We start from the raw sequence: 26,201 nt of genomic DNA on the forward strand, positions 1-26,201 counted from the left end.
TGAGCTGGTCTAATAGTCCCGGACACCTCAATAGGTGAAACTACACCTATTGAGGAGTATTCCATGACCAAGAAGTACAGAAAATTCGACGCCGCTTTCAAGCTAAGAGTCTGCAAGATGATTGTTGACCAAGGCCTGAGCGTGAACTCCGTTTGTACCGATTTAGACTTGAGTGACACTGCCGTGCGCCGCTGGGTCCAGCAGTACCAAGCCGAGCAGTTAGGTGGTACAGGGATTGGTAAACCGTTAACCAGCGAGCAACAGCGTATTCGTCAGCTTGAGCAGCAGATCCGCGAGCTGAAGACTGACAACGATATATTAAAAAAAGCTACGGCCTTCTTTGCCCGCGAATTGAAGTGATCCACCAATTGGTTCACCAAATGCAATGCAAGGCCTACCCGGTAATACGTATCTGCCGGGTTTTGCGGATCAGCCGTTCGGGGTTCTATGAAGCTCGTCAGCGGTCTTTTAAGCCAAAAGCTGTCTGTCCGGTTGCAGCTCAGGTCAAAGCTACGTTCATGACCAATGAGCACTGTTATGGCAGTCGTCGGGTGATGAAAGCACTGCGTAGCGATGGCGTATCCATTGGGCGGCACAAGGTCCGTCGGCTGATGAAACAACAGGATTTACGCCCGATCTGGAAGCGCAAGTTCGTTCATACCACCAACAGTAATCATAATTTCCCGGTAGCTGAGAACCTGCTCAACCGCCAGTTTAACCCCGAGCAGATCAACCAATCATGGGTTGCTGACATCACTTATATTCGCACTCGAAGCGGCTGGCTGTACTTGGCGGCTGTCATGGATTTGTATTCACGCAAGATCGTAGGCTGGTCCATGGCTCCGCATATGCGCGCAGAGTTGGTGTGCAGTGCTATGCAACTAGCCATCACACAGAGGCAGCCTAAACCGGGTCTGATCGCGCACTCAGATCGGGGCAGCCAGTATGCAGGCGCTACTTACCAAGCCATGCTGACACGACATGGCTTGCGCTGCAGCATGAGCCGCAAGGGCAACTGCTGGGACAACGCAGTCATGGAACGTTTCTTCTTGAACCTGAAGATGGAGCGTGTTTGGAGGAAGGACTATGCCAATCATGATGAAGCAATCAGGGACGTCACGGATTACATTGTGCGGTTCTACAATGAACGACGAATGCATTCATCGTTAGACTATTTGCCGCCCAATCAGTACGAGCGGCAAACAGCCTGAAAACACCGATTGAGGTGTCCGGAAAAAGTTGACCACCTCATGCCCCCGATAGCCGGGTGTCAGTCAACACATCTGCTACTGATACACCGCTATCGGGAGCAAGCCCCCTCCCACATTCAAATTAGTGCCATGGCTGAGTTATTCGTCATTCCCGACGAGCTGCGAGCGCGTCACCTGCGCCGGCGGAAAGTGGCAGGTAAAGGTACTGCCATGCCCCAGCACGCTGCTGATCTCCAGGCGTGCCCGATGGCGCAGCAGCACATGCTTGACGATCGCCAGGCCCAGCCCGGTGCCGCCGGTATTGGAGTTGCGGCTGGAATCGACGCGGTAGAAGCGTTCGGTCAGGCGTGGCAGATGCTTGGCGTCGATACCGATGCCGGAGTCCTGCACGCTCAGGTGTGCCCCCTGTTCGTCGGCCCACCAGCGGATGCGGATGTTGCCCTTGTCCTGGGTGTACTTCACCGCGTTGAACACCAAATTGGAAAACGCACTGCGCAGCTCGCCTTCGCTGCCCTTGAGCAGCACCGTCGGGTCGGCGTCCAGCGTGATCTGCTGGCCGCGTTCGCCGGAGAGCGCCTGGGCGTCGTTCTTGATGGTTTTCAACAGGCTTTGCACCGCCACCGGGTGGTTATCGGAGGGGTAGTCGGTGGCCTCAAGCTTGGCCAGCAGCAGCAAGTCATTGAGCAGGGTTTGCATGCGCGAGCCTTGCTGCTGCATCTGCTGCAGGGCGCGGCTCCAGCGCGGGTTGATCTCGTCGACATTGTCCAGCAGCGTCTCCAGGTAGCCGCAGATCACCGTCAACGGCGTGCGCAGCTCGTGGGAGACGTTGGCGACGAAGTCCTTGCGCATCTGTTCCAGCTGATGGATGCGGGTCACGTCGCGCACCAGCATCAAGTGCTCATTGTTGCCGTAGCGCGTCAGGTACAGCTGGATGCGCACGCGATCGTTGGTGGGTGAGGGGATTTCCAGGGCCTCTTCGTAGTTTTCCTGCTCGAAGTATTCCTTGAAGCGCGGGTGGCGCACCAGGTTGGTCACCGGCTGGCCGCTGTCCTGGGGCGTCTTGAGGCCCAGCAGGGTCTCGGCGGCGCGGTTCCACCATTCCAGGTTGCCGTCGCTGTCGAGCATGATCACCGCGTCCTTGAGCGCGGCGGTGGACTCCTGTACCCGGTCGATCACCGCCTGCAGGCGCCCGCGCACCCGTTGGTCGCGGCGCTGCAAGTGGTAAATGCTGTCGAACACTTCGCCCCACAGGCCGTAGCCGTCGGGCGGTGCTTCGTCGGGTTTGTGCTGGCGCAGCCATTCATGCAGGCGCAGCAGTTGCTTGAGGGTCCAGCCCAGGTACAGCGCGATGCCGATGGCCAGGCTCCAGCCGTAATAACCACTGATCAACCCGACCAGCAGGCAACCGGTGACGAGCAGGAGCATGTGGCGAATCAGGGTGCCATGCCAGTTTTGGTTCACTTGAACATGCGTCCTTGTCAGCTGTTAAGTCAGGCTCTTGAGTCTACAACCAGCTGGCTCAGCCCTTGGTAGAAAACCGGTAGCCCGTGCCGCGCACGGTTTGTACCAGATTCTCATAGGCATCGCCCAAGGCTTTGCGCAGACGGCGGATATGCACGTCCACGGTGCGCTCCTCCACGTACACATTGCCGCCCCACACCTGGTCCAGCAGTTGGCCGCGGGTGTAGGCGCGTTCCTGGTGGGTCATGAAAAACTGCAACAGACGGTATTCGGTCGGGCCCATCTCAGCCGGCTTGCCGTCGATGGTCACGCGGTGGCTGATCGGGTCCAGGATCAGGCCGTCGACTTCGATGGGGGCTTCGCCGTCGGTCGGGCCGGCTCGGCGCAGCACGGCCTTGAGGCGCGCTACCAGCTCTCGCGGGGAGAAAGGCTTGGTGATGTAGTCATCGGCGCCGACTTCCAGGCCCTGGATCTTGTTGTCCTCTTCGCCCTTTGCGGTGAGCATGATGATCGGGATATCCCCGGTCAGCTCGTCACGCTTGAGGCGCCGGGCCAGCTCGATACCGGAAGTGCCGGGCAGCATCCAGTCGAGCAGGATCAGATCCGGCTTGCGGTCGACGATAATGGCATGGGCCTGCTGGGAGTTCTCCGCCTCCAGGCAGTCGTAGCCGGCCATTTCCAACGCAACGGCGATCATCTCGCGAATGGGCGCTTCGTCGTCAACAATCAGAATGCTCCTGCCAACCATGCTCAAAAATCCTCTTTGTCATTTAACTGTCTTGCGCCGCATTAGATAACGGAATTATTGCAGTCGTGTGACAGTAATTTAGTCCCTTGGGCAATTCACGGCACTCTGGACTACCCTTTGGGTCCGAATCCTGACAACCACAAAAGGAAGGTTCCGATGACTTACAGCACGATTTCCTGGAAAGCCCTGCTGGTAACGGCCGCGTTGACGCTGCCGGGCCTGGCGTTTGCCGCAGAACCTGCGATGACGAAAGACGGGATGCTGGTGGATCACAAAGGCCTGACGCTCTACACCTTCGACAAGGACGCCGACGGCAAGTCTGCGTGCAAGGACCAGTGCGCGACCAACTGGCCGCCGCTGAAGGCGGAGTCTACGGATACCAAGGCTGGCGACTGGACAGTGATTACTCGCGACGATCAGACCAGTCAATGGGCCTACAAAGGCAAGCCGGTCTACACCTACAAGGATGACAAGAAAGCCGGTGACAAGACCGGGGATGGCAAGGGTGGGGCTTGGCATATCATCAAGCCTTGACTGCGCGGCGCTGCTGAAATCATCGGGGGCAAGCCCCCTCCCACAGTTGATGGGTGAACACCTTAAAATGTGGGAGGGGGCTTGCCCCCGATGGCGTCGCTACAGCCACCGCAACCCTCTCAGCGAACCGCGTAATCCACCACAATCCCCACAAAAATCGCCAACCCGGCCCAGTGGTTGTGCAAAAACGCCTTGAAGCACTTCATGCGGTCCCGGTCCCGGGTGTACCAGAACTCCCAGGCAAAACAGCCTGCCGCCGCCAGCAGCCCCAAGTGAAACCAGCCGCCCAGCTCGAACCGAGCCCCGGCGAGCAACAGGCACACCAGCGCCAGGCCCTGCAGGGTGAGAATGATCACACGGTCAGCATCACCGAACAGGATCGCGGTGGATTTCACGCCGATCCTCAAGTCGTCGTCGCGGTCGGTCATCGCGTAATAGGTGTCGTAACCCACTGTCCACAACAGGTTGGCGATGTACAGCAGCCACGCCTCGGCCGGCAGATGCCCGGTTTCGGCCGTGAACGCCATCGGCATGCCCCAGGAGAACGCCGCGCCCAGCACCACCTGCGGGTAATAGGTGTAACGCTTCATGAACGGATAGCTTGCCGCCAGCGCCAGCCCGCCAAGGGACAGCAGGATAGTGCTGGCGTTGGTCAGCAGCACCAGCAGGAAACTGATACCCATCAGCAGCGCAAAAAACACCAGCGCCTCTTTCGAACTGATCTTGCCGCTGACCAGCGGACGTTGCTCGGTGCGCTTCACATGCCCGTCGACCTTGCGGTCGGCCCAGTCGTTGATCACGCAGCCACCGGCACGGGTCAGTACCACTCCCAGCACGAAAATCACGATATTGAGCAGCGACGGCGAGCCCTTGCCGGCGATCCACAGCGCCCATAGCGTCGGCCACAGCAGCAGGTAGATACCGATGGGCTTGTCCATGCGCGTCAGTTGAATGAAATCCCAGGCCCTGGGGTTCAGGCGATTCAAGGATTTGAGCACACGTTGGTACATCAGCGGTTCTCCGGATGGTCATGCAGCACCTGCCACACACTCGGCAGGAAGACTTCCGCCACCAGCACGCTCAGCGCCCCGCGATCGAAGCGCGAGCGGCGCGCCCACAGCCCGTCGGCCTGATCCGCAGCGGGTAGCCAATGTGCCGGGTAATGGCACACCTCGATCGGCTGACGGGTAAAGGCGCGGTCGCAGAACAACAACTCGCCCAGCGACCGGCTGCCCAGCTCATCCATATGCAAGCCGTCGCCCTGCAATGCCCCGCGTGACGCGACACTGCGGGCAAACACCCAGGGTTGGCCATGCCCGCGCAAATACACCTCGCGTACCCAGCCGACAGTGGCAGGCGGCAGGGCCAGCGCCGCGCATTCATCGTCGCGCAACGGTTGCCAGCCCTCGAGCAGCGGCGTCACGCTGAAATTGCCGGCGGACAGCCCAGTCAGCCGCCGCGTCAGCGAGCCTTCATCGAACAGCCAATCGAGGGTCAAGGGCGCAGGCATCGGGCTCAGAAGGCTCTGGGGCAGCCATCGGCAAGCATCGGAAGGGGCGATTGAGTGCGGCACGGCAAGTCAATATTGGCAGCAAAAGAGGCGGCGAGCTTACCATGGCGTCCTGAACTTTTGCCGGGCTGAACCCGCCGTTTAAGCCAATCCTACTTGCATCTGCCGGCTGCGATCAGTACAAACGCCCTGAGCCGAGCGGCAGCGCTGGTCTATCGACCGTCGGCCAAGATGCCTGGACCCTGAGGAAGTACGTAATGAAAAAGTGGCAATGTATCGTCTGTGGCCTGATCTATGACGAAAAAGATGGCTGGCCGGATGACGGAATCGCTCCGGGCACCCTGTGGCAGGACGTCCCGGAAGACTGGCTGTGCCCGGACTGCGGCGTAGGCAAAATGGATTTCGAAATGATCGAAATCGGCTAATTTGAAGTTTACGAAACTTACTACAAGGAGAAAGGAATGAACTCACCTGTCGTGATCATCGGCACAGGATTGGCCGGTTACAACGTGGCCCGGGAGTTTCGCAAGCTCGACAGCGACACCCCATTGCTGCTGATCACCGCGGATGACGGGCGCTCCTACTCCAAGCCCATGCTCTCCACCGGTTTTGGCAAGAACAAGGAAGCCGATGGCCTGAGCATGGCCGAACCTGGCGCCATGGCCGAGCAACTCAAGGCCCAGGTACGCACCCACACCCGTATCAGCGGCATTGACCCGGGCCACAAGCGCTTGTGGATCGGCGAGGAGTCGGTGACCTACCGCGACCTGATCCTCGCCTGGGGCGCCGAGACCGTGCGTGTTCCGGTCGAGGGTGACGCTGCCGAGCTGATTTTCCCGATCAACGATCTTGAAGACTATGCGCGCTTTCGCGCCGCCGCTGCCGGCAAACGCCGCGTGCTGTTGCTCGGCGCCGGCCTGATCGGCTGCGAATTTGCCAACGACCTGATCCTTGGCGGCTATGAAGTCGACCTGGTCGCGCCGTGCGAGCAAGTCATGCCGACCCTGCTGCATCCGGCGGCTGCGGCTGCGGTGCAGGCCCGGCTGGAAGGCATTGGCGCGCGCTTCCACCTGGGGCCGGTACTCAATCGTCTGCAACGCAACGCCGATGGACTCGAAGCCCATCTGTCGGACGGCGAAGTGATCCAGTGCGACCTGGTGGTCTCCGCCATCGGCCTGCGCCCGCGCACAGACCTGGCGGCGGCGGCCGGCCTGCAGATCAACCGTGGCATCTTGGTGGACCGCCACCTCAAAACCTCCCACGCCAATATCTACGCCCTGGGCGACTGTGCCGAGGTCGATGGCTTGAACCTACTGTACGTCATGCCCCTGATGACCTGCGCCCGCGCCCTGGCCCAGACCCTGGCCGGCAACGCGACCGCCGTGAGCTACGGGCCGATGCCGATCACCGTGAAGACCCCGGTCTGCCCGCTGGTGGTTTCACCGCCTCCACGTGGTAGCGAAGGCGTATGGAGCGTCGAAGGCGAGGGCGCCGACATCAAGGCCCTGTGCCGCGACGCCAGCGGTCGCCTGCTGGGCTACGCGCTGACCGGCACCGCCGTCATGGAAAAACTGGCATTGAATAAGGAACTTCCGCCGCTGCTGGCGTAAATGTCGGTCGTTCTGTCGGAATCAGCCTCTTCTTACCCATAGAAAGGTCGCGGCGAGGCTGGCGGAGCGTGCGAGGGCATGCCATCCTCACTCCCGTCTGCCGCAGAGTAGAGCCTGCGGCGCCTTGGCGCTGCTCCACCAGAGAGCAGCACGGACATAACAACAAAAAACCGTCAAAGAGGCTTCACATATGCGTAAACCAGAACTCGCCGCCGCCATCGCTGAAAAGGCCGATCTCACCAAGGAACAGGCCAACCGCGTCCTCAACGCCGTTCTCGAAGAAATCACCGGCGCCCTGCACCGCAAGGACAGCGTCACCCTGGTCGGCTTCGGCACTTTCCTGCAACGCCACCGCGGCGCCCGCACCGGCAAAAACCCGCAGACCGGTGAGCCGGTGAAGATCAAGGCCAGCAATACTGTTGCGTTCAAGCCGGGTAAATCGCTTAAAGACAGCGTCAATCCGTGATGGCGGTACCGTCTCGAAAGGAGGCGGGGCGGTAAGAGGAATGGGCACGCCAACTGGATTGGGTGCCCATTTTTTGTGGGGGCTCGCTGATTAATCACACACAAGCGAGTGATCCGGGAAATGACTCAGTTTGAACTTCTTTAATTCTTGTGCAACGGAGTTTTCAAGATTTTCCGGGGCCATCAGCGTTTTGACTTCACGCTCCCATCCTGCTGCTCCGCCTGCGCGTTGAGTCACACCTTCCGGCCATCCTTGAAGGATTGACTTGTAATGCTCGATGCGTTCGTGGGCCATTGCACTCTTCTCGCACCAAGCCAATAACAATATGTTGTCGGTCATGGCCTGTACTGGAAAATTATCTCTACCGGCTACAGTAGTTTGATAAATAGAGTCCAGCGTAGTGCATGCAATTGTATCGAGGAACGCAGTAGGACATTGCGATCGAAAACACTCAACAAGTGCTTCGAACTTATTTGAGTGGCGCAAAGGACTTATCGATTCCTCAACACCCTTACTGTTTAATAGTGATGTTGGCGCGACCAGCGAGACCACTGGGAACGACGTCATCAATGAGTGCGTGTGGAATACCGGGACATAGTGTTCCTCACCATAAACGGGCTTGAGGTAAATGCCGGTCAACAGAGGACCGTTACGCTTTAGTAAGTGAAGGGGTTTATATATTTCATAAGTCCCCATCACTTCTTTCCAGTCTTGGGTGATTGCCTTTTTTTCAGCGGTCGTCATTTTTTTCATAAGGTGTCTCAGGGGTGTATCGCTGTCTGTGAAGGTGGTTTTATCGGGAGGTTATTATTATTGTTGGTTTGTTGTCGACTGCTAATCGGCCCGTTCGGGTTTTTCGTGAACTTGTAATCCAGTACTTCCCCGGTATTTTTGTTGTAGACATCTGGCCGCGCGCTGCCGGCGGTTCCTTTCGGGACCTCGACGCCTTTCAAGTAGGATTTCTCCACCGCCAAGTGAGTCTTTTGACCGGTCATACGCTGATAGCGGTTTAGCAATTTGTCGGCGTAGGTGTGCTTTTTACTGCCTTGGACCGGACCAGTACCTGCAGCACCATGTTTGTTTTTAACGCCCCATTTTTCCGCCTTGCTGGCAATTTTTTTGACGAAATCCTTATCCGACAGACTGGCTGCTGTAGGTTTTTTGCTTGTGCAGGACAATCCTAGTGGATCTATCCAGTTGATCGGGTTGGGACCGTAGGCGTACAAATTGAGCCCACCCAGTAGCCCGATAGGATCCGGTGTCGTGAAGCGGCCGATATCCGGGTCATAAAACCGGAAGGTATTGAAATGAAGCCCGGTTTCTCTATCCAGGTACTGGCCTTGGAATCTAAGGTTTTGCTCCTCAATGTAAGACGGTTCACGGGTTTCCCGTATGGTGTTTCCCCATACTCGATAGGAAGCCTGCCACAGTGTTTGGCCGTCGGCTTCAGTGAGCTCAAGAGGGAGGCCATTGAAATCGTTATGGTAGTACCGGATTTTTTGCTGAGCGCCTATGCCGTCTACCTTGGCTAATGGCTCATAACCGTCCTCTTCATACAGATAGAGGCTGGTCTGGTTGTTTCGGTGTTCTTGCAGGAGCCGTAAGCCATCCCAACTGAAGTGTGTTGACCCGAGTAAGTAACCGCCGCTGCTCGTCTCGTTTTTCTCAATGCGTCGACCCAGTGGGTCGTAGGTCATGCGGACCACATTGCCGTTCTGGTTCCGTACTTCGATCAGACGATGCTCAGCGTCATAACGCATGTGCTGTACACCACGATGACCGCTTCGCTTTTCGACCATTCGGCCAAAGCCGTCATAGCGATAACGTTTGTCTTGGTAAGTCAGCAGACGGTTATGCACAATCCGTCCGCTACCGGCTGGAGGCCCATCCAATAAATTGGCGGCGGCGTCATAGGAAAAGGTTTCGTTCTGCCCCATTCCGCTGTCTTGGCTGGCAATAATCCGGGCGGTGGCATCGTAGTGCAGCAACTGGCGAGCTTGGTTCGAAGGGTGCCGGTCTAACTTAGTGATCAGATTATCTGCCGCGTCGTATTCGAACTGCTTTTGTAACGATGTCGCTCCCATCGCACCCGGGCTGGACTTTCGGCGTTGCCGTGCACGCAGGCGTCCTGAGCGATCGTAGTTGCTCTGGGTACTGATCTGACCCTGTGTGCGCAGTACTTCGCGGTGCAGCCGGTCGCGCTCGAAATCGCAGATGACCTGGCCATTGAGGTTAATTTGATGCAGATGGCCGCTGCCATAATAAAGACGATTGATCCAGCGCCCGTCGGGCAGTTTGCTTTGGATCAGGTTCCCCAATTCATCGTAGTGATGTTGCAACAAACCCGCTTGGTTCTGTTCTTCCAGCATCTGCCCGAGAGCGTCGTACGAGAATGCTAGTGTCTGTGACTGGCCGCTCGTGTCCATAAAGTGGACGCCAGTCAGTTGGTCCAACATGTCGTACGTGTATTGGGTGTGGCCATCATCGGTTGTCTTGGCGCTCAACCGCCCCATTGCATCGCGTTTGAGGCGATGAACAATGGGTTTGGCAGCTATTTCCGGTACTAGCCCGATCCCGCTGCCGTAAGGTGAAGGAACGCTTTCAAACTGGATGACATTATCCAGGCAATCGTGTTCATAGCGTTTGGCACTGCCATCCAGATCCTGTTGCTCGGTCAGGCGATCGCCTGCATCCCATGAAAATCGATAGCTTTCGCCATTCTCGTTGGTCAGAGACAGAAGACGGCCATAAGCGTCGTATCCAAACTGCACGTTACGACCGTGGGCATCAGTGCGTTGCCGTACCTGACCGCGTCGTGTGTATTGGTAAAAGGTGCTGTGGCCGGCGGGATCCGTGTATCCGACCAGTTGTCCGCTGGCATCGCGCTGATAGTGTTCTTCGCGACCGTCAGGCAGTTGGACCCCAATCAGTCTGCCCTGTGTGTCGTGCTTGAATTCAGTTCGCTCTCCCAGTGCGTCAGACATAGCCTGCAAATGTCCGCGTGCATCATAAATGAACCGTGTGGGCGAGCCTGAGCAATCGACGTGCTCAATCAGTTGCCCTGCCTGGTTCCAGCGGAGTTTTTTACGTTTGCCGGTGGCATCGATGATTTCAATAGGCTGACCGTGAGTGTCGTACTGATAGCGTGTGATGTTGCCGAGAGGGTCGGTCTCACGGATACAGTTGCCTCGCGGGTCATACAGGAATTTCCAGCTGTTGCCGGCGGCGTCGGTCTCGACTAACGGCAATGCCCAATGATCAAGCCAAAGGGTTGTGTCGCGCCGACCCAGAGGGTCCATTTCGCTGATTAAATTGCCAGATTCGTCATAGCAGTATTCATAGCGTCCGCCTTGCGGGTCTGTTGCGCTGAGCAGTTGGCGTTCGTCGTTCCATTCAAAGAGCCAGGCTTGCCCCAGATTATCGGTGTACTGGGTAACCTGATACTGGGTATTCCAAACGCGTGTGCTTACCCGCTGTAAGCCGTCGGTGATACGTGTCGTTCCTACGTTCAGGTCATAGTCGAAATGATAGCGATCGCCTTCATTGGTCCAGTGACCTGTCACACGCCACTCGACGCCTTCAATCAAGCCCCATTCATAGAAGCAGCGCAGCCCGGTAGGCAGTTGATGCTCCACCATGCGACGTCCGGCGTCGTATGCGAAGCGCCGTTGGACCTGATCCGTAGCGTCACGTACTTCTGCCAGGTCGCCGGCTTCGTCGTAGCCATAGCTGACCAAGACTTCCCGACGATGATCGGGATACAGCCGCTCAATCCGATCCACACGGCCTTGCTCGCGAATCAACTCGACTCGGACCAGATCAAATGTGTCGCGCAGCGCCATCAGTTGACCCGCTGCGTCATAGTCCAGATAGATTCGATTGTCGTTGCGGTCACCCAATTGGCTCAGGCGCAGCGACGAAGCGTCGCCGGGGGATATGTCAAATAGCCGATACAGGCCGTTGTCGCTTTCAATCAATAGCTGCCCGTTACGGTGACGCCGAATGCTCAAACCTTCGCCCGGGCTGAACATCGCACTACCCAGCGCCACTGAGCCCAGGTTGATACGACGGCCCTGCTCATCGGTATAGATCAGCTCTTCCCCGCCATCCGGGTGAGACAGTATCTGCACGGCGACTTCATAAGGCACGCTCCAGCCTGCACCGAACAGCCCATCGCGGCGAACGTCGCGGCTGTTGTAGAAGCGCTGCCAGTCAATCGGCAACAATCCAGGCAAGGAAAAGTCCAAGTCGAAATCGCTGCCCAGAACTTTAGCGCCTGTTGCCGCATGCACGGGGTTGGGCGACCCCATCGCAGCGTTTGCCATCGCCCCCATGGCTTGGCTCACCGCGTAAGACCCCACGCCACTGAGCAACATGCACGGCAAATTACTCAGCGTTTTCCCCTTCGCGCCCTTGAGCATCATTAGAGCTTCAATCGCCAGCCCCACACCGGGCGTCTTCCCGCTGCGAATCTCCTGCACCACTACCGTACCGCCACCAATTGTGACGTTTGATGAAATCAGGCCTGAAGAAACCACCGTCGCATCGCACATGCTGCGGTCGCCGCTGCGTACGGCGGGTTGGCCGTTGATGGTGACTTTATCGGAGCCCTCGGCAAGGAGCTGCGGGGGCATTGGCGGGTGGCGGGCGCATAGGACCAGGTCGGTGGGCAGCGGCACGACACCGGGTGCTGGCGACGCAACGGTAGGGCGCCACAGTTGAGAGAAAAATCCCTCGGCCATGTCGAGGAAGCCAGGCTCTGGCGCAGTTTCGACATCAGGTTCGGGTTCGTCGGGTTCCAGCTCGGTCCCGGCGGGCGCGACATGGGAGGGAATTGCACCCGCGGCCCGCGCAGCCGGAATGCTGTTGACGAAGGTGTCGGTCGAACCGACTGCAATGGTGGCTTCCACTACTGGCGGAAACAGCGCATTGGCGAAACTCTCGCACATCTTACTGAGGCCCTTGTCGGCCCCCGTCTTGCTCATGGCCATGCCGACGACGATGCCCACCACAGCGCCGAGGATGCAGCCGCCGATACCGGCAGTAGCAATCGTCACCCCCACAGCCGCTGCGACAGCGGCGGTCGCCAGCGCAGTAATCGCCACGTTGGCCGCCACCTCCAGCACACCGCCGAGGATATCGGCCATCATGGAGGTGTGGGTCAGCGCATCGCCCATCCGGGCTGCCCATAACGCGTCAGACATACAGGCCGCTCATCAAGAAATAGCGTCGAACGACAGTGAGTTTTTGATCAATGCCCAGTGCGCGGCCTCGGCCTCCCCAAGCTTGTCCGCCTTCACGTAACTCAAGGCGAGCATCTTGCGCGTTCCCGGCAGCACCAGCGCCAACTGGTACTGGAACACCTTGTCGTTGCCCTTGTTGAACTGGCTGCGCAGCTCAATGCCTTCCACCTCTTGGGAGGTGCCCAAACGCACGTCCACACCGGGTTGATAGCGCAAATCCTGCACCTGTTTTTCCAGGCGCCGGAGTTGGTCATTGAAGTTGCTGTGCAGGGTTTCGCCTTCGGCCAGCAGGCTGCGGCTGACGATCAATGAAGTCCCCAATTCAGGAAACTTGAGGATATTGATCGTCGCGTCCTGCAGCTCGCCCGCCGGCAATTGAAACTGAAATTCGTTGATCCGGTACGTCATGGCAAACAGGTCTCGTCAGGAGCTTTTAGGCGCGGGGAACGCGGCTTTAATGTTGGCGTCGATAGCGCTTTTCTGGCCCTGGCCATCGGGCGTGGCACCGGGGCCGCCGCCGTTGTTCAGGTGCAGCACGCCGCCGGTGTTGAACTCGGCGTCGCCGCTGGCATAGAAGCTGATTTGCACGCCGGTGAGGTTGATTTGCCCGCTCGCATTCAACTCCAGGATGCTTTCACCGCAGACCAGGCGCAGGTTCTCGCCCACTTCGATGACGTAGCTCTGGCTGACGCTGTCGGTCTTCCTCTGGCCCACCGAGAGGATGTCTTCCTGCTTGACGACGCGCAGGCGGTTATTGCCGACGGTTACCGTCTCGTTGTGGCCGATACTCTTATTCCGGTCATGCCCCACGGAATGGCTCTCGTCGACTTCGACGACAATGTCCTGATTCCGCTCAGCATGGATATACAACTGCTCCAACCCTTTCTTGTCCTCCATGCGGATTTCATTGAAGTTGGCCGGCGTGCCGCCTTTGCTGGATCGACTCTTCATGCCGCTCTGGGTGGCGTTTTCCGGCAGGTCGTAAGGCACGGTCTGCTCGGCGTTGTACACCCGCCCGGTGATGATCGGGCGGTCGGGGTCGCCCTCGAGGAAGCTGACGATCACTTCCTGGCCAATCCTTGGAATTTGCATCGAGCCCCAGTTCTTGCCGGCCCAGGACTGCGACACGCGAATCCAGCATGAGCTGTTTTCGTTGGATTGATCGTGACGGTCCCAGTAGAAGTGCACCTTCACGCGGCCGTATTGGTCGGTCCAGATCTCCTCGCCCTTGGGGCCGACCACCAGCGCCGTTTGCGGGCCTTTGACCACGGGCCGATGGGTGGCGGGCAGGGTGCGGTAGCTCTGTTGCGCGGGGATGCAGGTCAGGCTGCTTTCGAACTGCGCCGAGCCCGAACCGCTGCCAGTTTCCAGGCTTTCCTGAACGATGTCGTAGCGACAGCCGACGATCAGGTATTCGCGGTTCTGGTCCTGGCGGCTGAAGCCGGTAAGGCTGAACAAGTGGCCCGAACCCAGGCCACGGGCATTGCCGGCGAACTCGATCTGTTCATGCAGGGTTTGCAGGGCTTCGATGCGGGTGCGCGCGTAGTGTTCGCCGTCGGCGCTCTGCACGTAGGTGCCGGGATAGTCGTACAGCGGGTAGTCGCCGGCGGTGTGCGGGCGCGGCATGGCCGAGCGCACGTCGATGCTCGCGCTGGGCCGCTGGAAGTCATAGTCGTTGAGCTCCAGCGAACCGGGCTGCACCTCCTGCGCCAGGTGCCAGTTATGCATATGGTCGCGTTCGCGCTGCTGCTCGTCCCTGGGGTAATACGGAATCGAGGCGTAGCCCGGCACCGTGGTGTGGGCGCCATAGGCGTCGGCCAGCACCAGGACATGGCGGTCCTGCTCGTGACGGAAGAAGTAGTAGATGCCTTCCTGTTCCATCAAGCGGCTGACGAAATCCAGGCTGGTCTCGCGGTACTGCACGCAGTATTCCCACTCGCGGTACGGCCGGCTCAGGGCGTCTTCGAAGTCGGAAAAGCCCAGGTCGCGAAACACCTGCTTGATGATCTGCGGGATGCTCAGGTTCTGGAAAATCCGGCAATCGGAGGTGCGGCTGAGCAGCCACAGCCATGGGCGCAGCGTCACCTGGTAGCTGGCGAACTGGCCTTTGTCGATGTTCTGGCTGCAGCGCGCGACGATGCCGTGGAAGTGCCGTTCGCCACCGTCGGCCAGTTGCAGGCCCACACTCATCGGCTTGCCCAGCAACTGGTTGAGGTCGATGTTGGCGTCCAGGGACGTCAGTTGCAGCTCGTAGTTGAACAGCCGTCCCAACTCTTCGCCGCCGCCCATTTCATTGAGCAACAGCACATCCGGCCCGAGGGGGCTGGTGATCTGGGCCAGGCGTGAGGCTTGGTTGAATAGCATCGGGCGTCTCTTAATGACTAAATAACTGAAGAAACCGGATTCAAATGTGGGAGGGGGCTTGCCCCCGATAGCGGTGTGTCAGTTGATGCATCAGGTGACTGATTCACCGCCATCGGGGGCAAGCCCCCTCCCACAGTTTTAACCGCATTCCGTCAGCCAAACTGGTAGTGCAGCTCATTATCCCGGCTGCTGATCCGCACCCCCGCCAGCGCCTTGCCTTCGAGCATGCGCGTGAGGAATTCACGGCTCATGTCCGGCAGCAGGCTGTTGGTGAGGAGGGTGTCGATCATGCGCCCGCCACTTTCGGTTTCGGTGCAGCGCGAGACGATCAGGTCGACCACCGCGTCGTCGTAGTCGAAGGTGACCTTGTGGGTGTTTTCCACGCGCTTTTTGATGCGGTTCAGTTGCAGGCGAGTGATGGCCTTGAGCATCTCGTCGCTCAGCGGGTAATACGGAATCGTCACCAGGCGACCGAGCAACGCCGGCGGGAAAATCTCCAGCAGCGGCTGGCGCAGGGCCTTGGCGATTTCCTCGGGCGCGGGGATGTTTGCCGGGTCCTTGCAGACACGGGAAATCAGCTCGGTACCGGCGTTGGTGGTGAGCAGGATCAACGTGTTCTTGAAGTCGATCACGCGGCCTTCGCCGTCTTCCATCACGCCCTTGTCGAACACCTGGAAGAAGATCTCATGCACGTCCGGGTGGGCTTTTTCCACCTCGTCCAGCAGCACCACGCTGTACGGTTTGCGCCGCACCGCTTCGGTCAGCACACCGCCTTCGCCGTAGCCGATATAGCCCGGCGGCGCGCCCTTGAGGGTCGACACCGTGTGAGCTTCCTGGAACTCGCTCATGTTGATGGTAATCACGTTCTGCTCGCCGCCGTACATCGCTTCGGCCAGGGCCAGGGCGGTTTCGGTCTTGCCCACGCCCGAAGTACCGGCGAGCATGAACACACCAATCGGCTTGCTCGGGTTATCGAGGCCGGCGCGGGAGGTCTGGATGCGCTTGGCGATCATCTGCAGGGCGTGGTCCTGGCCGATGATGCGTTTCTTCAGGTGCTGGTCGAGGTTGAGCACCGTCTCCAGTTCATTGCGTGCCATGCGGCCCACCGGGATGCCGGTCCAGTCGGCGACCACCGAGGCCACGGCCTGGTAATCCACGGTCGGCAGGATCAGCGGGGTTTCGCCTTGCAGTGCGCTGAGGCGCTGCTGCAGGTCGACCAGTTGCTCGCGCAAGGCGTCGTCGCCACTGTCTACGGCGCCGGCTTTCTCGCGCAACGTCGCGCGGGTAGCGAGCAGTTCGTCCACCAGGGTTTTCTCTTCCGCCCAGCGGCTTTCCAGCGTGGCGAGGCGCTCACGTTCAGCGCTCAGCAGCGCTTCGCTGTTGGTCTGGCGCGCACCAATCGCAATACCGATGGCATGCTCGCGGGCGATGATTTGCAGCTCGGTTTCCAGCGCTTCGATACGGCGGCGGCTGTCGTCCACTTCAGCCGGCACGGCATGCAGGCTGATGGCGACGCGGGCGCAGGCGGTGTCCAGCAGGCTCACGGATTTGTCCGGTAGCTGGCGTGCCGGAATATAGCGGTGGGACAGCTTGACCGAGGCTTCCAGGGCTTCATCGAGGATCTGCACCTGGTGGTGTTTCTCCATGGTCGAGGCCACGCCGCGCATCATCAGCAGTGCCTTGTCTTCCGAGGGCTCGGCAACCTGCACCACCTGGAAGCGGCGGGTCAGGGCGGGGTCTTTTTCGATGTGCTTCTTGTACTCGGCCCAGGTCGTGGCGGCCACGGTACGCAAGGAGCCCCGGGCCAGCGCAGGCTTGAGCAGGTTGGCCGCGTCGCCCGTCCCGGCGGCGCCACCGGCACCGACCAGGGTGTGGGCTTCGTCGATAAACAGGATGATTGGCTTGGGCGAGGCCTGCACATCTTCGATGACCTGGCGCAGACGCTGTTCGAACTCGCCTTTCATGCTGGCGCCGGCTTGCAGCAGGCCTACGTCGAGGCTGCGCAGTTCCACGTCCTTGAGCGCAGGCGGTACGTCGCCGGCGACGATGCGCAGGGCGAAACCTTCGACCACGGCGGTCTTGCCCACCCCGGCTTCACCGGTGAGGATCGGGTTGTTCTGGCGGCGCCGCATGAGGATATCCACCAGTTGGCGAATCTCTTCATCACGGCCCACGATGGGGTCGAGCTTGCCGCTGCGGGCCTGTTCGGTCAGGTCGACGGTAAAGCGCTTGAGCGCCTCCTGCTTGCCCATCGCGCTGGGGGCCATGGCGCCGCTGGCTTCGCCGGGCACACCGGCATTGAAACCGTCGCTGGCGCTCAGGGCATTTTCCGGCGAGTCGCCGACGTACTCGTCAAAGCGCTCGCTCAAGGCTTCGGGCTTGATCTTGTCGAACTCGGCAGACAAGCCCAGCAGCGCATGGCGCAGGCTCGGCGTTTTCAGAATGCCCAGCACCAGGTAACCGGTGCGCACCTGGCTTTCGCCAAACATCAGGCTGCCGTACACCCAGCCGCGTTCCACCGCTTCCTCCACATGGGACGACAGGTCGGTGATCGAGGTCGAGCCGCGCGGCAGGCGGTCCAGGGCCTCGGTGAGGTCACGGGCCACGCGTGCCGGTTCCAGGTTGAACTGGCGGATGATGCGGTGCAGGTCCGAGTCCTGCAGTTGCAGCAACTGATGAAACCAGTGGGCCAGTTCCACATACGGGTTGCCCCGCAGTTTGCAGAACACGGTGGCGGCTTCGATGGCCTTGTAGGCCACGCTGTTGAGTTTGCCGAACAGTGCGGCGCGACTGATTTCACCCATGCTCTGGATTCCTTGAGGTGGTGGCGTGATCGGCGTAATGCCGGGCCAGGATTAGGTCGTTGGCGTCATGCGCAGGTTGGCCGAGCCAGGTATTGAAACCCAGGCGAAACTGGCCGTTGAGCTGCAGCGCCGGGACTTCAGGTTGTTGCAAAACCAGGTTCAAGTCCCAGTCCAGTTCATGGCCCAGGTACTCGGCCACCCAGGCCACCAGTTCGTTGAACGGCGGGTGGCCGGGCAGCATGCCCATGTAATCGTCGAGCTTGAGCGGGCCGAGGCGAATACGGAATTTGTGCTGGCGGTCCCACACGTGGCTGCCGAGGCAGAAATCCACGCCCAGCCGGTTGGCGCTCACGCCGACGCGGCTGCGTTCGGGCAGTTCCAGCCATTGGCCAACGTATTCTTCAATCGCTACCGGCAGGCCGAAGTACTCGCTGAGGATGGCCTTCAAGCCATCCGGGTAGCGGGTTTGCGCCGACAAGTGGCCGCTGTAATGCAGCTTGGCCGTGTCGGGGATCAAGCCCTGGTTGAGCAAGCTGGGCATGCCGCGGCCACTCAACGCAGCGAGGCGTGCGGACCAGTAGTCGTCGTCCGGCCGGTCGTGGCTGACTGTCGGCCGCGCCTCGGCCCAGGCGCGGTAGAACAACGTCAGCAAGCGATGGTGGAACACATCCAGGAACTGCTTGCTGGTGCTGTCGGCGTTGTTGCGCTGGCGCTCGCGCACGTACTCGGTGATATGCAGCGGCAGCGGGCCGTTGGGGCCGCCAAGGCCGAAAAAGAATTGCTCCAGCCGCGCCGGTTTGCCGTCGCCGCCGGGGTCGACCGACGCCAGGGTGGCCGGGGCGAAGGTGCAATCGGCCTGTTGCCCCAGGCGCAGCGGGTCATCGGCCAGGCGCAGGGAATGGCCCAGGCGCGGCAACTCTGGCGATTCGCACTCGATACGCCGCAGCGCCTGGAAGAAGTCATATTCCCAGGGCTCCTGGTGCATCGCGTCCAGGGTACTCACAGGGTCGGACGCCGTCCGGGCTTGGCTTTCCATCGCATGATCTCGCCGCGTTCGGTGGTACGGATCACCGTCTCGGTAAAGCTGTTGATCGACACGTAGCGTGCCAGGAAGCGTTCCAGCACCGCACCGAGCAGAAACACCCCGGTGCCGCGAAACGCGTTTTCATCGAATTCCAGGGTGATTTCCAGGCCACGGCCAAACACGATCGGGCCGGGCATCGGCAGGCGTCGGGTCACGGCTTTGCTGCTGACTTCGCGCAAGCCTTCAATCTGCAATTGCAGCGCGGCGTCGTTGCTGTCGCCATACAGGCGCAGCAGTTCGCGCAAGGCGCCGGCACCCTGGCCCTGTTCGCTCAAGGAGAGGTAATTGAGCGATAGCTGGCTGATCAGGCGCCACGCCTTGGCGTCGTGGGCATGGCTGGCGCGTGGGCGGCTGGGGCCTGCGACGCAGCGCACAGAGAGCACCGGGGCACTGTCGGCCAGGGTGAAATCGGTCTTGCCGTTGCCCACGCTCATGAACAACGGCAAGTCACGATTGGTGCACAGCGCCGTCACGCCGAGCTGGCGCAGGTCATGCCCATACGGCGCCTGGCGGCTGTCCACCAGGCTGACGAAGGTTTCGCTGCCCACATAGGTGGAACGCGGGCCGTTGCGCCGCTGGTCGCTGGACAGCACGCGCGGTTCGCGGCGTACCGTGTAATAGGCCTGGTCGCGCCCATAGCGGGAGGGATCGCGCACGGCGTAAAACGGCAAGAACGGCTGCTCCGGCCCGGTGCCGTGTCCGGTGATGCCGCTCAGGGAGTGAATTTCGAAATCCATCGGCCGTGTACGGTCGGCGATCACATGGTGTTCGTTGACCCGATCCGACAAGTGAATCCGGTCCACGCGCTTGGGGAACAGGTTGATCGCCGGCGTGCAGAACGGCAGGAACTGCGCCGCGCCGACGCTGCCTTCCAGACTGGGTTCGTGACGGTCGAACAGCACGATCAGCTCCAGCTCCTGGCCGTCGCAACGCTTGACCGCACGGCTCAGTTCGGCGAATTCGACGAACAGGAATCGATGGGGCAGGGCGAAGTATTCCTGCAATAACCGATAGCCCTGGAACGCCCGCGCCACCACCGGCATGGCCGCGTCGGCATCGTCGAAACCGCGTGAACGCAACGCATCCTGAGGCAGGCGCTCAACCCAATCGCCACCGGGCTTGCGCGCGAACACCGCGCAGGCGTTGCCCAGCAGTTGTTCGTAGAGGCGAAACGGCTGCTCATCGGCGCCGCTGAGGTAAAGCGGCAGGTTATCCAGATCGAGGCTGTTGAACGGCAATTCGGCGCCGGTGCGCAGGGTCAGGCGCAGGCCGGCCTTGGCTTTCGGTTCGCTGGCGGCCAGGCGGCCGAGCACCGCGGACGGGTTGCCGAAGTACTCGGCATTGCTGACCTGCAGCGGCCACAGCGTCACCGGGTGCGCGGTGCGGTACTCGCAGCAGGTCTGGGTTTCGCGGCCCAGGGCGGCGCGCATTACGGTGTCGCGGGGCAGCGGGAAGCCGCCGGCGAGGGAGCCTTCGTCGGGGTCGGTCTGCAATTGCACCACGGTCATCGACGGCGTCGGTGCCAGGTAGTGCGGGTAGGCGATTTCCAGCAGGTTGTGGGTGAAGGTCGGGTACTCGGCGTCGAGCTTGAGCTGCACGCGCGCCGTGAGGTAGGCAAAGCCTTCGAGCAAGCGTTCGACGTACGGGTCGGCGCAGTCCATGCCGGACAGGGTCAGCCGACTGGCGATCTTCGGGTATTCCTTGGCGAACTCGGCGGCGCTTTCGCGCACGTGGTGCAGTTCCTGGTTATACAGCTCCAGCAGGCGCGGGTTCATGGGCGTCTCCGCTGGTCGGCATTGACCACGCGCACATGCCCGGATTCCAGGTCCAGGTCGGTTTGCAGCAACAGGCGCAACGGCACCGGCTGGGCCCACAGGTCGCCTTCGATTTCGAAACTCAGGGCGTTGTGGTTCATTTCGCCCTGGCCGACACGGGCTTTGACTCGCAGCGTGTGGCGCAGGATGCGCGGCTCGAAGGTCGCAATAGCCTGGTAGATCAGGGCTTCCAGGGCCTTGATATCGACGCTGGAAACGCTGTTGCCCGCCAGTGCCGGCAGGCCGTAATTGACCACCGAGGTACCGGCCGGGGTGTGCAGCGTGGCATCGGCATCGAGCAACGACGTGGTGTTGAGCAACCACGCCAGGTCGCGCAGTACCGAGGCTTTCAATTGGGTCAGGGACAGCACGCGTTTGTCGGCGCTTTCCTTGGGATTGGTTGGGTCGTCGTCGGTCAGCCGGTCCAGCAGGGACGGTTGCAGACGGTCGCGGGAAGCGATTTCAGTTACCACCAAAGCAGCTCCACGGACGGGTTGCGGGAGGGACAAAATGTCTGCAGCCGTGGCGCAAAGCCACGGCTGCAGGGGCTATCAGCGCTTGGTGTTGGAACGGATGTTCCAGCCGAACTTGATCGCGCCGCCATCTTTGGTGCCGTCGGCTTTCTGCGGCTGGTAGTCGACCATCACCTGGGCGAAGTTCAGGGTGACGTTTTCGGTCAGGCGGTCATCGGAACCCGAACCGCCGGTGCTCAGCGAGGTGACCAGCACTTCTTCCAGGTTGATCACCATGTACTCGACCTGGCTTTCGCCACCGGCCTTGCGCACGGTCAGCTTGACCTTGTCGATGTGCTTGCCGCTGGCGCAGTGCATCATCAGGTTCGGCGACGCCTTGTCGACGTATTTGGTCAGCGACAGGTCCTGGATATTCACCTTGCCCGCGCCACCGCCACCGCCCACATGCATGTTGCCGGACTGGGCCATGCCCCAGCTCCAGTTCAGCACGTCGATTTCGTCCTTGTGGGCCTTGTCCATGGACTCGCCCTTGATGTCGCCGATCTTGATGAAAATATCAACAGCCATGTTTTCTCCCTGTGTGGTCTCAGCCACTGTATTTGGTGATCGTTCCCACGCTCTGCGTGGTAACGCATCCTGTGACACTCTGCGTCACTGGGACGCGGAGCGTCCCGGGCGGCATTCCCACGCGGAGCGTGGGAACGAGCGAGCCAGTCCCGATTTTTTAGGCGCTCTTGGCCGAAGGCAGCTTCGATACCAAACGCAACGACACCGTCAGCCCTTCAAGCTGGTAGTGCGGGCGCAGGTAGAACTTGGAGTTGTAATACCCCGGGTTGCCTTCGACTTCTTCCACGATCACTTCGGCAGCCGCCAACGGGTGCTGGGCCTTGGTGGTCTCGGTGGAGTGCGCAGGATCGCCATCGACGTAGTTGAGGATCCAGTCCTGCAACCAGCGCTGCATCTCGTCCTTCTCTTTGAAGGAGCCGACCTTGTCGCGCACGATGCACTTGAGGTAGTGGGCGAAACGGCAGGTGGCGAACAGGTACGGCAGGCGCGCGGCCAGGTTGGCGTTGGCGGTGGCGTCCGGGTCGTCGTATTCGGCCGGTTTCTGCAGCGACTGGGCGCCGATGAACGCGGCGAAGTCGGTGTTTTTCTTGTGCAGCAGCGGCATGAACCCGTTCTTCGCCAGCTCCGCTTCACGGCGGTCGCTGATGGCGATTTCGGTCGGGCACTTCATGTCCACGCCACCGTCATCGGTAGGGAAGGTGTGGGCCGGCAGGTTTTCCACTTCGCCGCCGGACTCGATGCCACGGATACGCGAGCACCAGCCGTAGTGCTTGAACGAACGGTTGATGTTCACCGCCATCGCGTACGCGGCGTTGGCCCAGGTGTACTTGGAGCTGTCGGCGCCGTCGGTGTTTTCTTCGAAGGCGAAGGCTTCCACCGGGTCGGTCTTGGCGCCATACGGCAGGCGCGCGAGGAAGCGCGGCATGGTCAAGCCGATGTAGCGCGAGTCTTCCGATTCACGCAGCGAACGCCAGCCGGCGTATTCCGGGGTGGTGAAGATTTTGGTCAGGTCGCGCGGGTTCGACAGTTCTTGCCACGAGCCCATGCCCATCACGGTTGGCGACGCGGCAGCGATGAACGGGGAGTGCATGGCGGCGCAGACTTTCGACAGCTCGCCCAGCAATTCCACATCGGGCGGCGACTGGTCGAAGTAATAGTCACCCACCAGGCAACCGTACGGTTCGCCGCCGAACTGACCGTATTCTTCTTCGTACATTTTCTTGAAGATCGGGCTCTGGTCCCACGCGGTACCCTTGAATTTCTTCAGGGTCTTGTGCAATTCGGGCTTGGAGATGTTGAGCACACGGATCTTGAGCTGCTCATCGCTCTCGGTGTTGTTGACCAGGTAGTGCAGGCCACGCCAGGCGCTTTCCAGCTGCTGGAAATCCTGATGGTGGATGATCTGGTTGACCTGGGCGGTGAGCTTGGCGTCGATGGCGGCGATGATCGATTCGATCGACTTGATCGCGTCATTGGACACCAGGTCGGTTTGCGCCAGGGCCTGTTCGGCCAGGGTGCGCACGGCGGTCTCCACGGCTTCGCGGGCGCGCTCGGTCTTGGGCTTGAATTCCTGCATCAACAGCGAGGCGAACTCGCTGGTTTCTTCGGTGGCGCCCAGGTTGGACGCGCCTTCGCGAACGGTATTGTCAGTCATGCTTACTGCTCCCCTGCAGGCTTGGGCGCACTGGCAAGAGCCTGGAGCAGTGCCGGGTCCTTGATCGCCTTCATGATGATTTCTTCAGCGCCGGTCTTGCCGTCCATGTAGGTCAGCAGGTTGGCCAGCTGGGTGCGGGCTTCGAGCAGCTGGTTCAACGAGTCGACCTTGCGCGCCACGGCGGCAGGGCTGAAGTCGTCCATGCTTTCGAAGGTGATGTCCAGGCTCAGGTTGCCTTCGCCGGTCAACTCATTGGGCACGTGGAACGCCACGCGTGGCTGCATGGCCTTGAGGCGCGAGTCGAAGTTGTCGACGTCCACTTCAAGGAACTTGCGGTCGGCCACGGGTGCCAGCGGCTCGGCTGGTTTGCCGGCGAGGTCGGCCATCACGCCCATGACGAAGGGCAGCTGGACCTTTTTCTCGGCGCCGTAAAGCTCGACGTCGTACTCGATCTGCACTCGAGGCGCACGGTTGCGCGCGATGAATTTCTGAGAACTTTGCTTCGCCACGTTGCTGCTCCTGGTCGCTTGAGCGACGGTGTTGTTACTGCACGGTCCGGCGGCCTACTCGCTGTCAGGGCCGCGCAGGTTTTCAAATTGGGACATGCCATCGGGAATCAGATTGCGCACGATCGCCGCGAAATCGGCATGCACCAGATTCTTCGCTCGGTTCAACAGCACCGGCAGCGGGCTTGAAGGCTCGTGCCGGGTGTAATACGCAAGGATTTTGTCGAGGCTGCGCAGCACATCGTCGCGGCTGGCGATGTCGCCGACCGGACGCGGGGCTGCGGGGGCAGCGGCGTAGTCCACCGAGGGGGCGTTGTCTTCACTGACGGCCTCGGGTTCGCTGCTGCTGTCGGCGCCGGGCACCGCTTGATTGAGCAATTGCAGGGCCTGCTTGAGCGGTTGCTTCAAGGCGCTGAGGTCCACGCCCTGGGCGGAACCGACCTGCTCGTTGACCTGTTGTTCGATGGCTTCGCAGGCGGCGCGCGCGGCAATCAGCGCATCGCGGGTGGCCTGCAGTTGCTCCGGGTCGCTGTCGAGGAACGCGGCGTTGAGTTGCTGGGCGCCGAGTTGTTCATCGGCGAAGCTCAACAGGCCGCTGGCGTTGAGCGCTGCGCGCAGCGTCACGGGGCCGAAGGTGCGTGAGCGGGTGAGGATGCTTTCGCGCAGCAGGCGGATATTGGTGTCGCAGGTCAGGCCGGTGAGGGCGTTGATGCGCACGGTGGGATCGTTATCGTCGTCGGCATCCAGGCGCGGGTGCAGGTCGGCCCAGTAATCGCGCAGCAACGCATCGATCAGCGTCAGTGCTTCGGCCAGGCCGGCCACGCCCTGGAGGGCGAGGGTGCTTTGCAGCAGAAAGTGGGTGATGCGCAGGTCTTTGCTGCGCTGCAACAGGTCGAGGCTCTGTTGCTGGATGCTGCGCCACTCCGGCGGCTCGGCGGGCAGGATGGAGTCGCCCATGCTGCGCTCGGGCTGGCCCTTGGCATCACGTTCCAATTGCAGAAATTGCGCGTCATATTCCATGTCTTCGCCACAGGGCGAAGTCGCGGAAACGGCGGTGAGCAGCAACGGCACATCCACTGAATTCGATCTCCCTATCAGCCCGTTAGATGCCGGGCAACGCATGCATTAGTTACGCAGTGAACTTTGCATGTTTTCTTGATCATAGTCTCAGAGTGCCACTATCGTGCCATCACTGATGTTCAAGAAGTTGTGCATTTTTGGTGTAGTACTTATGCGTTGTCAAGGTAAGCTATTCGCCCTCTGTGACAGATGTGCGGTGTTTAACACCCTGCGCGACTGACGGGTCGAACGGTGCGCCCGTAGAGGATTTTTGTCATGCAAGCCGGATAAGATCAGCGATCATGCTGGCAAATGCGGATTTGGACGCTGGGTCCGACGACCTGGCGGCGATATTCAGGCAAGCGTAGCCTGATCTCGACCGCGCGCGATGTATCAGCAAGGAGGCAAGATGTCGCTGTGTTTGACTATCACTAGTTATCACAAGATTACCCCAGGGCAGTGCGCCGAAAAGTCCATGAACCAGGGCTCGATGGCGATCGGCCGCAGTTCGGAAAATGACTGGGTATTGCCCGATCCCGAACGACTTGTCTCCTCGCAACATTGCGTTATTCAGTACAAAGACGGTCGTTACTATTTAACCGACAACAGTACCAACGGTGTGGAGTTGGTCAACGCTGGCATCCGGATGCGCCGTGGTAACAGCGAGCCGCTGCAGGATGGTGAGTTGATTCGCATCGGCGATTACGAAATCCAGGCGCGCATCGACTTCAATGTGCAGGCCGTCGACAGCCAGCCGTTCGCCGGTGATTCGCCGAACAGCTTTGAGGCGTTGATGGGCGCGGTGGCGAGCCCGCCCGCGCCGACTCCGATGATCGCACCGCAGTTTCATGGCGCTTCGTCGATGGAGACCTTGCCGGACCTGTTCGATTTCCTCAGTCCCACTGCCGTGCCACCGCCCACCGTGGCGGACCACGTGCCCTCCGAGCAACATGACTTCCGTCCGCCGGCGCCGGTTGCCGTGCCGGTGGCCGAATCGCCGGCGGTGCCCGGTGCGGTCATTCCCGAAGACTGGGACCTGCTTGGCGACGCACCCGCGCCGCTCGCCTCTGTTACGCCGCCTACCACGCCGCCC

Annotated in this window: 22 protein-coding genes; 6 read left to right on the forward strand and 16 right to left on the reverse strand. The window is 60.5% G+C overall.

The genetic code is table 11. The features are described 5' to 3' along the window. The first annotated feature begins 63 nt into the window (after nucleotides 1–63). Nucleotides 64–1,211 (forward strand): IS3 family transposase gene (locus BFP93_RS04990; RefSeq protein ID WP_122582746.1). Its coding sequence is split into 2 segments (ribosomal slippage): nucleotides 64–319 and nucleotides 319–1,211, totalling 1,149 coding nucleotides; the frame shifts between segments, so codons are not numbered across the junction. 138 nt (nucleotides 1,212–1,349) lie between these two features. Here BFP93_RS04990 and phoR read toward each other — a convergent pair. Continuing rightward, a complete protein-coding gene (phoR, locus tag BFP93_RS04995; RefSeq protein ID WP_240996987.1) occupies nucleotides 1,350–2,636 on the reverse strand; it encodes a phosphate regulon sensor histidine kinase PhoR in 1,287 nt (428 codons plus the stop codon). Nucleotides 2,637–2,730: 94 nt separating this feature from the next. Then, nucleotides 2,731–3,420: a phosphate regulon transcriptional regulator PhoB gene (gene phoB / locus BFP93_RS05000; protein ID WP_003195617.1), complete on the reverse strand. Its 690-nt coding sequence runs from the start codon at nucleotides 3,418–3,420 to the stop codon at nucleotides 2,731–2,733. 156 nt (nucleotides 3,421–3,576) lie between these two features. On the opposite strand from phoB, the gene BFP93_RS05005 reads away from it, so the two are divergent. Beyond that, nucleotides 3,577–3,954 carry a COG4315 family predicted lipoprotein gene (locus tag BFP93_RS05005; RefSeq protein ID WP_065883778.1) on the forward strand — a complete coding sequence of 126 codons (378 nt, stop codon included), beginning with the start codon at nucleotides 3,577–3,579 and terminating at the stop codon, nucleotides 3,952–3,954. 119 nt (nucleotides 3,955–4,073) lie between these two features. Here BFP93_RS05005 and ubiA read toward each other — a convergent pair whose 3' ends face one another. Together ubiA and BFP93_RS05015 are read right to left on the reverse strand one after the other, a co-directional pair. Further along, nucleotides 4,074–4,964 (reverse strand): 4-hydroxybenzoate octaprenyltransferase, encoded by an 891-nt coding sequence (gene ubiA, locus BFP93_RS05010; RefSeq protein ID WP_065883776.1) that lies wholly within the window; start codon nucleotides 4,962–4,964, stop codon nucleotides 4,074–4,076. Beyond that, complete coding sequence (locus BFP93_RS05015; protein WP_065892302.1) at nucleotides 4,964–5,527, reverse strand: chorismate--pyruvate lyase family protein; 564 nt, start codon at nucleotides 5,525–5,527, stop codon at nucleotides 4,964–4,966. Before BFP93_RS05015 ends, ubiA begins: the two co-directional genes overlap by 1 nt. 194 nt (nucleotides 5,528–5,721) lie before the next feature. Here BFP93_RS05015 and BFP93_RS05020 point away from each other — a divergent pair, with 194 nt between their 5' ends. The 3 genes from BFP93_RS05020 (at nucleotide 5,722) to BFP93_RS05030 (ending at nucleotide 7,540) form a co-directional block, all read left to right on the forward strand. Next, nucleotides 5,722–5,889 carry a rubredoxin gene (locus BFP93_RS05020; RefSeq protein ID WP_017476746.1) on the forward strand — a complete coding sequence of 56 codons (168 nt, stop codon included), beginning with the start codon at nucleotides 5,722–5,724 and terminating at the stop codon, nucleotides 5,887–5,889. Between the two features lie 36 nt (nucleotides 5,890–5,925). Beyond that, on the forward strand, nucleotides 5,926–7,074 hold the full coding sequence (locus BFP93_RS05025; protein ID WP_065892303.1) for an NAD(P)/FAD-dependent oxidoreductase: 1,149 nt from the start codon (nucleotides 5,926–5,928) through the stop codon (nucleotides 7,072–7,074). 190 nt (nucleotides 7,075–7,264) lie between these two features. Continuing rightward, complete coding sequence (locus tag BFP93_RS05030; protein ID WP_003213368.1) at nucleotides 7,265–7,540, forward strand: HU family DNA-binding protein; 276 nt, start codon at nucleotides 7,265–7,267, stop codon at nucleotides 7,538–7,540. Nucleotides 7,541–7,630: 90 nt separating this feature from the next. On the opposite strand, the gene BFP93_RS05035 is transcribed toward BFP93_RS05030, so the two are convergent. The 12 genes from BFP93_RS05035 to tssA all read right to left on the reverse strand — a co-directional run bounded on the left by BFP93_RS05035 (nucleotide 7,631) and on the right by tssA (nucleotide 25,126). After that, the gene (locus BFP93_RS05035; RefSeq protein WP_065892304.1) at nucleotides 7,631–8,293 is read right to left on the reverse strand and encodes a hypothetical protein; all 663 of its coding nucleotides are present in this window, start codon (nucleotides 8,291–8,293) and stop codon (nucleotides 7,631–7,633) included. A gap of 8 nt (nucleotides 8,294–8,301) precedes the next feature. Continuing rightward, the gene (locus BFP93_RS05040; RefSeq protein WP_083205609.1) at nucleotides 8,302–12,744 is read right to left on the reverse strand and encodes an RHS repeat-associated core domain-containing protein; all 4,443 of its coding nucleotides are present in this window, start codon (nucleotides 12,742–12,744) and stop codon (nucleotides 8,302–8,304) included. A 12-nt stretch (nucleotides 12,745–12,756) separates the two neighbouring features. Then, nucleotides 12,757–13,191, reverse strand: coding sequence for a DcrB-related protein (locus BFP93_RS05045; RefSeq protein WP_065892305.1), 435 nt, complete (start codon nucleotides 13,189–13,191; stop codon nucleotides 12,757–12,759). A gap of 15 nt (nucleotides 13,192–13,206) precedes the next feature. Next, nucleotides 13,207–15,147 carry a type VI secretion system Vgr family protein gene (locus BFP93_RS05050; protein WP_065892306.1) on the reverse strand — a complete coding sequence of 647 codons (1,941 nt, stop codon included), beginning with the start codon at nucleotides 15,145–15,147 and terminating at the stop codon, nucleotides 13,207–13,209. Between the two features lie 152 nt (nucleotides 15,148–15,299). Further along, on the reverse strand, nucleotides 15,300–17,951 hold the full coding sequence (tssH, locus tag BFP93_RS05055) for a type VI secretion system ATPase TssH (RefSeq protein WP_065892307.1): 2,652 nt from the start codon (nucleotides 17,949–17,951) through the stop codon (nucleotides 15,300–15,302). Further along, nucleotides 17,944–18,987 carry a type VI secretion system baseplate subunit TssG gene (gene tssG / locus BFP93_RS05060; RefSeq protein ID WP_065892308.1) on the reverse strand — a complete coding sequence of 348 codons (1,044 nt, stop codon included), beginning with the start codon at nucleotides 18,985–18,987 and terminating at the stop codon, nucleotides 17,944–17,946. The genes tssH and tssG overlap by 8 nt, the downstream gene beginning before the upstream one ends. Further along, nucleotides 18,951–20,810 carry a type VI secretion system baseplate subunit TssF gene (gene tssF, locus BFP93_RS05065; protein ID WP_065892309.1) on the reverse strand — a complete coding sequence of 620 codons (1,860 nt, stop codon included), beginning with the start codon at nucleotides 20,808–20,810 and terminating at the stop codon, nucleotides 18,951–18,953. The genes tssG and tssF overlap by 37 nt, the downstream gene beginning before the upstream one ends. Then, nucleotides 20,807–21,322 (reverse strand): type VI secretion system baseplate subunit TssE, encoded by a 516-nt coding sequence (gene tssE / locus BFP93_RS05070; protein WP_042945974.1) that lies wholly within the window; start codon nucleotides 21,320–21,322, stop codon nucleotides 20,807–20,809. The genes tssF and tssE overlap by 4 nt, the downstream gene beginning before the upstream one ends. 78 nt (nucleotides 21,323–21,400) lie before the next feature. After that, entirely contained in the window at nucleotides 21,401–21,889 is a 489-nt protein-coding gene (locus BFP93_RS05075; RefSeq protein ID WP_017735732.1) for an Hcp family type VI secretion system effector, read from the reverse strand. Nucleotides 21,890–22,046: 157 nt separating this feature from the next. Continuing rightward, the gene (gene tssC / locus BFP93_RS05080) at nucleotides 22,047–23,543 is read right to left on the reverse strand and encodes a type VI secretion system contractile sheath large subunit (RefSeq protein WP_065883759.1); all 1,497 of its coding nucleotides are present in this window, start codon (nucleotides 23,541–23,543) and stop codon (nucleotides 22,047–22,049) included. Nucleotides 23,544–23,545: 2 nt separating this feature from the next. Beyond that, complete coding sequence (gene tssB, locus BFP93_RS05085; protein ID WP_003195557.1) at nucleotides 23,546–24,052, reverse strand: type VI secretion system contractile sheath small subunit; 507 nt, start codon at nucleotides 24,050–24,052, stop codon at nucleotides 23,546–23,548. Nucleotides 24,053–24,106: 54 nt separating this feature from the next. Beyond that, entirely contained in the window at nucleotides 24,107–25,126 is a 1,020-nt protein-coding gene (gene tssA / locus BFP93_RS05090) for a type VI secretion system protein TssA (protein ID WP_065892310.1), read from the reverse strand. A 391-nt stretch (nucleotides 25,127–25,517) separates the two neighbouring features. Between tssA and tagH the strand changes: the two genes are divergently transcribed. Continuing rightward, the coding region (tagH, locus tag BFP93_RS05095; protein ID WP_141687944.1) for a type VI secretion system-associated FHA domain protein TagH at nucleotides 25,518–26,201 on the forward strand (684 nt) is incomplete at its 3' end.

Origin of the sequence: Pseudomonas sp. 44 R 15, from assembly GCF_900004965.1 — a bacterium.
Taxonomy (GTDB): domain Bacteria; phylum Pseudomonadota; class Gammaproteobacteria; order Pseudomonadales; family Pseudomonadaceae; genus Aquipseudomonas; species Aquipseudomonas orientalis_A.

What these genes read in the sequence shown, in the direction of transcription:
- BFP93_RS05045 (WP_065892305.1), bottom strand. Translation starts at nt 13,191, where the DNA reads ATGACGTACCGGATCAACGAATTTCAGTTTCAATTGCCGGCGGGCGAG.
- tssH (WP_065892307.1), bottom strand. Translation starts at nt 17,951, where the DNA reads ATGGGTGAAATCAGTCGCGCCGCACTGTTCGGCAAACTCAACAGCGTG.
- BFP93_RS05005 (WP_065883778.1), top strand. Translation starts at nt 3,577, where the DNA reads ATGACTTACAGCACGATTTCCTGGAAAGCCCTGCTGGTAACGGCCGCG.
- BFP93_RS05025 (WP_065892303.1), top strand. Translation starts at nt 5,926, where the DNA reads ATGAACTCACCTGTCGTGATCATCGGCACAGGATTGGCCGGTTACAAC.
- BFP93_RS05050 (WP_065892306.1), bottom strand. Translation starts at nt 15,147, where the DNA reads ATGCTATTCAACCAAGCCTCACGCCTGGCCCAGATCACCAGCCCCCTC.
- tssG (WP_065892308.1), bottom strand. Translation starts at nt 18,987, where the DNA reads ATGGAAAGCCAAGCCCGGACGGCGTCCGACCCTGTGAGTACCCTGGAC.
- BFP93_RS05020 (WP_017476746.1), top strand. Translation starts at nt 5,722, where the DNA reads ATGAAAAAGTGGCAATGTATCGTCTGTGGCCTGATCTATGACGAAAAA.
- ubiA (WP_065883776.1), bottom strand. Translation starts at nt 4,964, where the DNA reads ATGTACCAACGTGTGCTCAAATCCTTGAATCGCCTGAACCCCAGGGCC.
- BFP93_RS05030 (WP_003213368.1), top strand. Translation starts at nt 7,265, where the DNA reads ATGCGTAAACCAGAACTCGCCGCCGCCATCGCTGAAAAGGCCGATCTC.
- BFP93_RS05075 (WP_017735732.1), bottom strand. Translation starts at nt 21,889, where the DNA reads ATGGCTGTTGATATTTTCATCAAGATCGGCGACATCAAGGGCGAGTCC.
- tssF (WP_065892309.1), bottom strand. Translation starts at nt 20,810, where the DNA reads ATGAACCCGCGCCTGCTGGAGCTGTATAACCAGGAACTGCACCACGTG.
- BFP93_RS05040 (WP_083205609.1), bottom strand. Translation starts at nt 12,744, where the DNA reads ATGTCTGACGCGTTATGGGCAGCCCGGATGGGCGATGCGCTGACCCAC.
- BFP93_RS05035 (WP_065892304.1), bottom strand. Translation starts at nt 8,293, where the DNA reads ATGAAAAAAATGACGACCGCTGAAAAAAAGGCAATCACCCAAGACTGG.
- phoR (WP_240996987.1), bottom strand. Translation starts at nt 2,636, where the DNA reads ATGCTCCTGCTCGTCACCGGTTGCCTGCTGGTCGGGTTGATCAGTGGT.
- tssC (WP_065883759.1), bottom strand. Translation starts at nt 23,543, where the DNA reads ATGACTGACAATACCGTTCGCGAAGGCGCGTCCAACCTGGGCGCCACC.
- phoB (WP_003195617.1), bottom strand. Translation starts at nt 3,420, where the DNA reads ATGGTTGGCAGGAGCATTCTGATTGTTGACGACGAAGCGCCCATTCGC.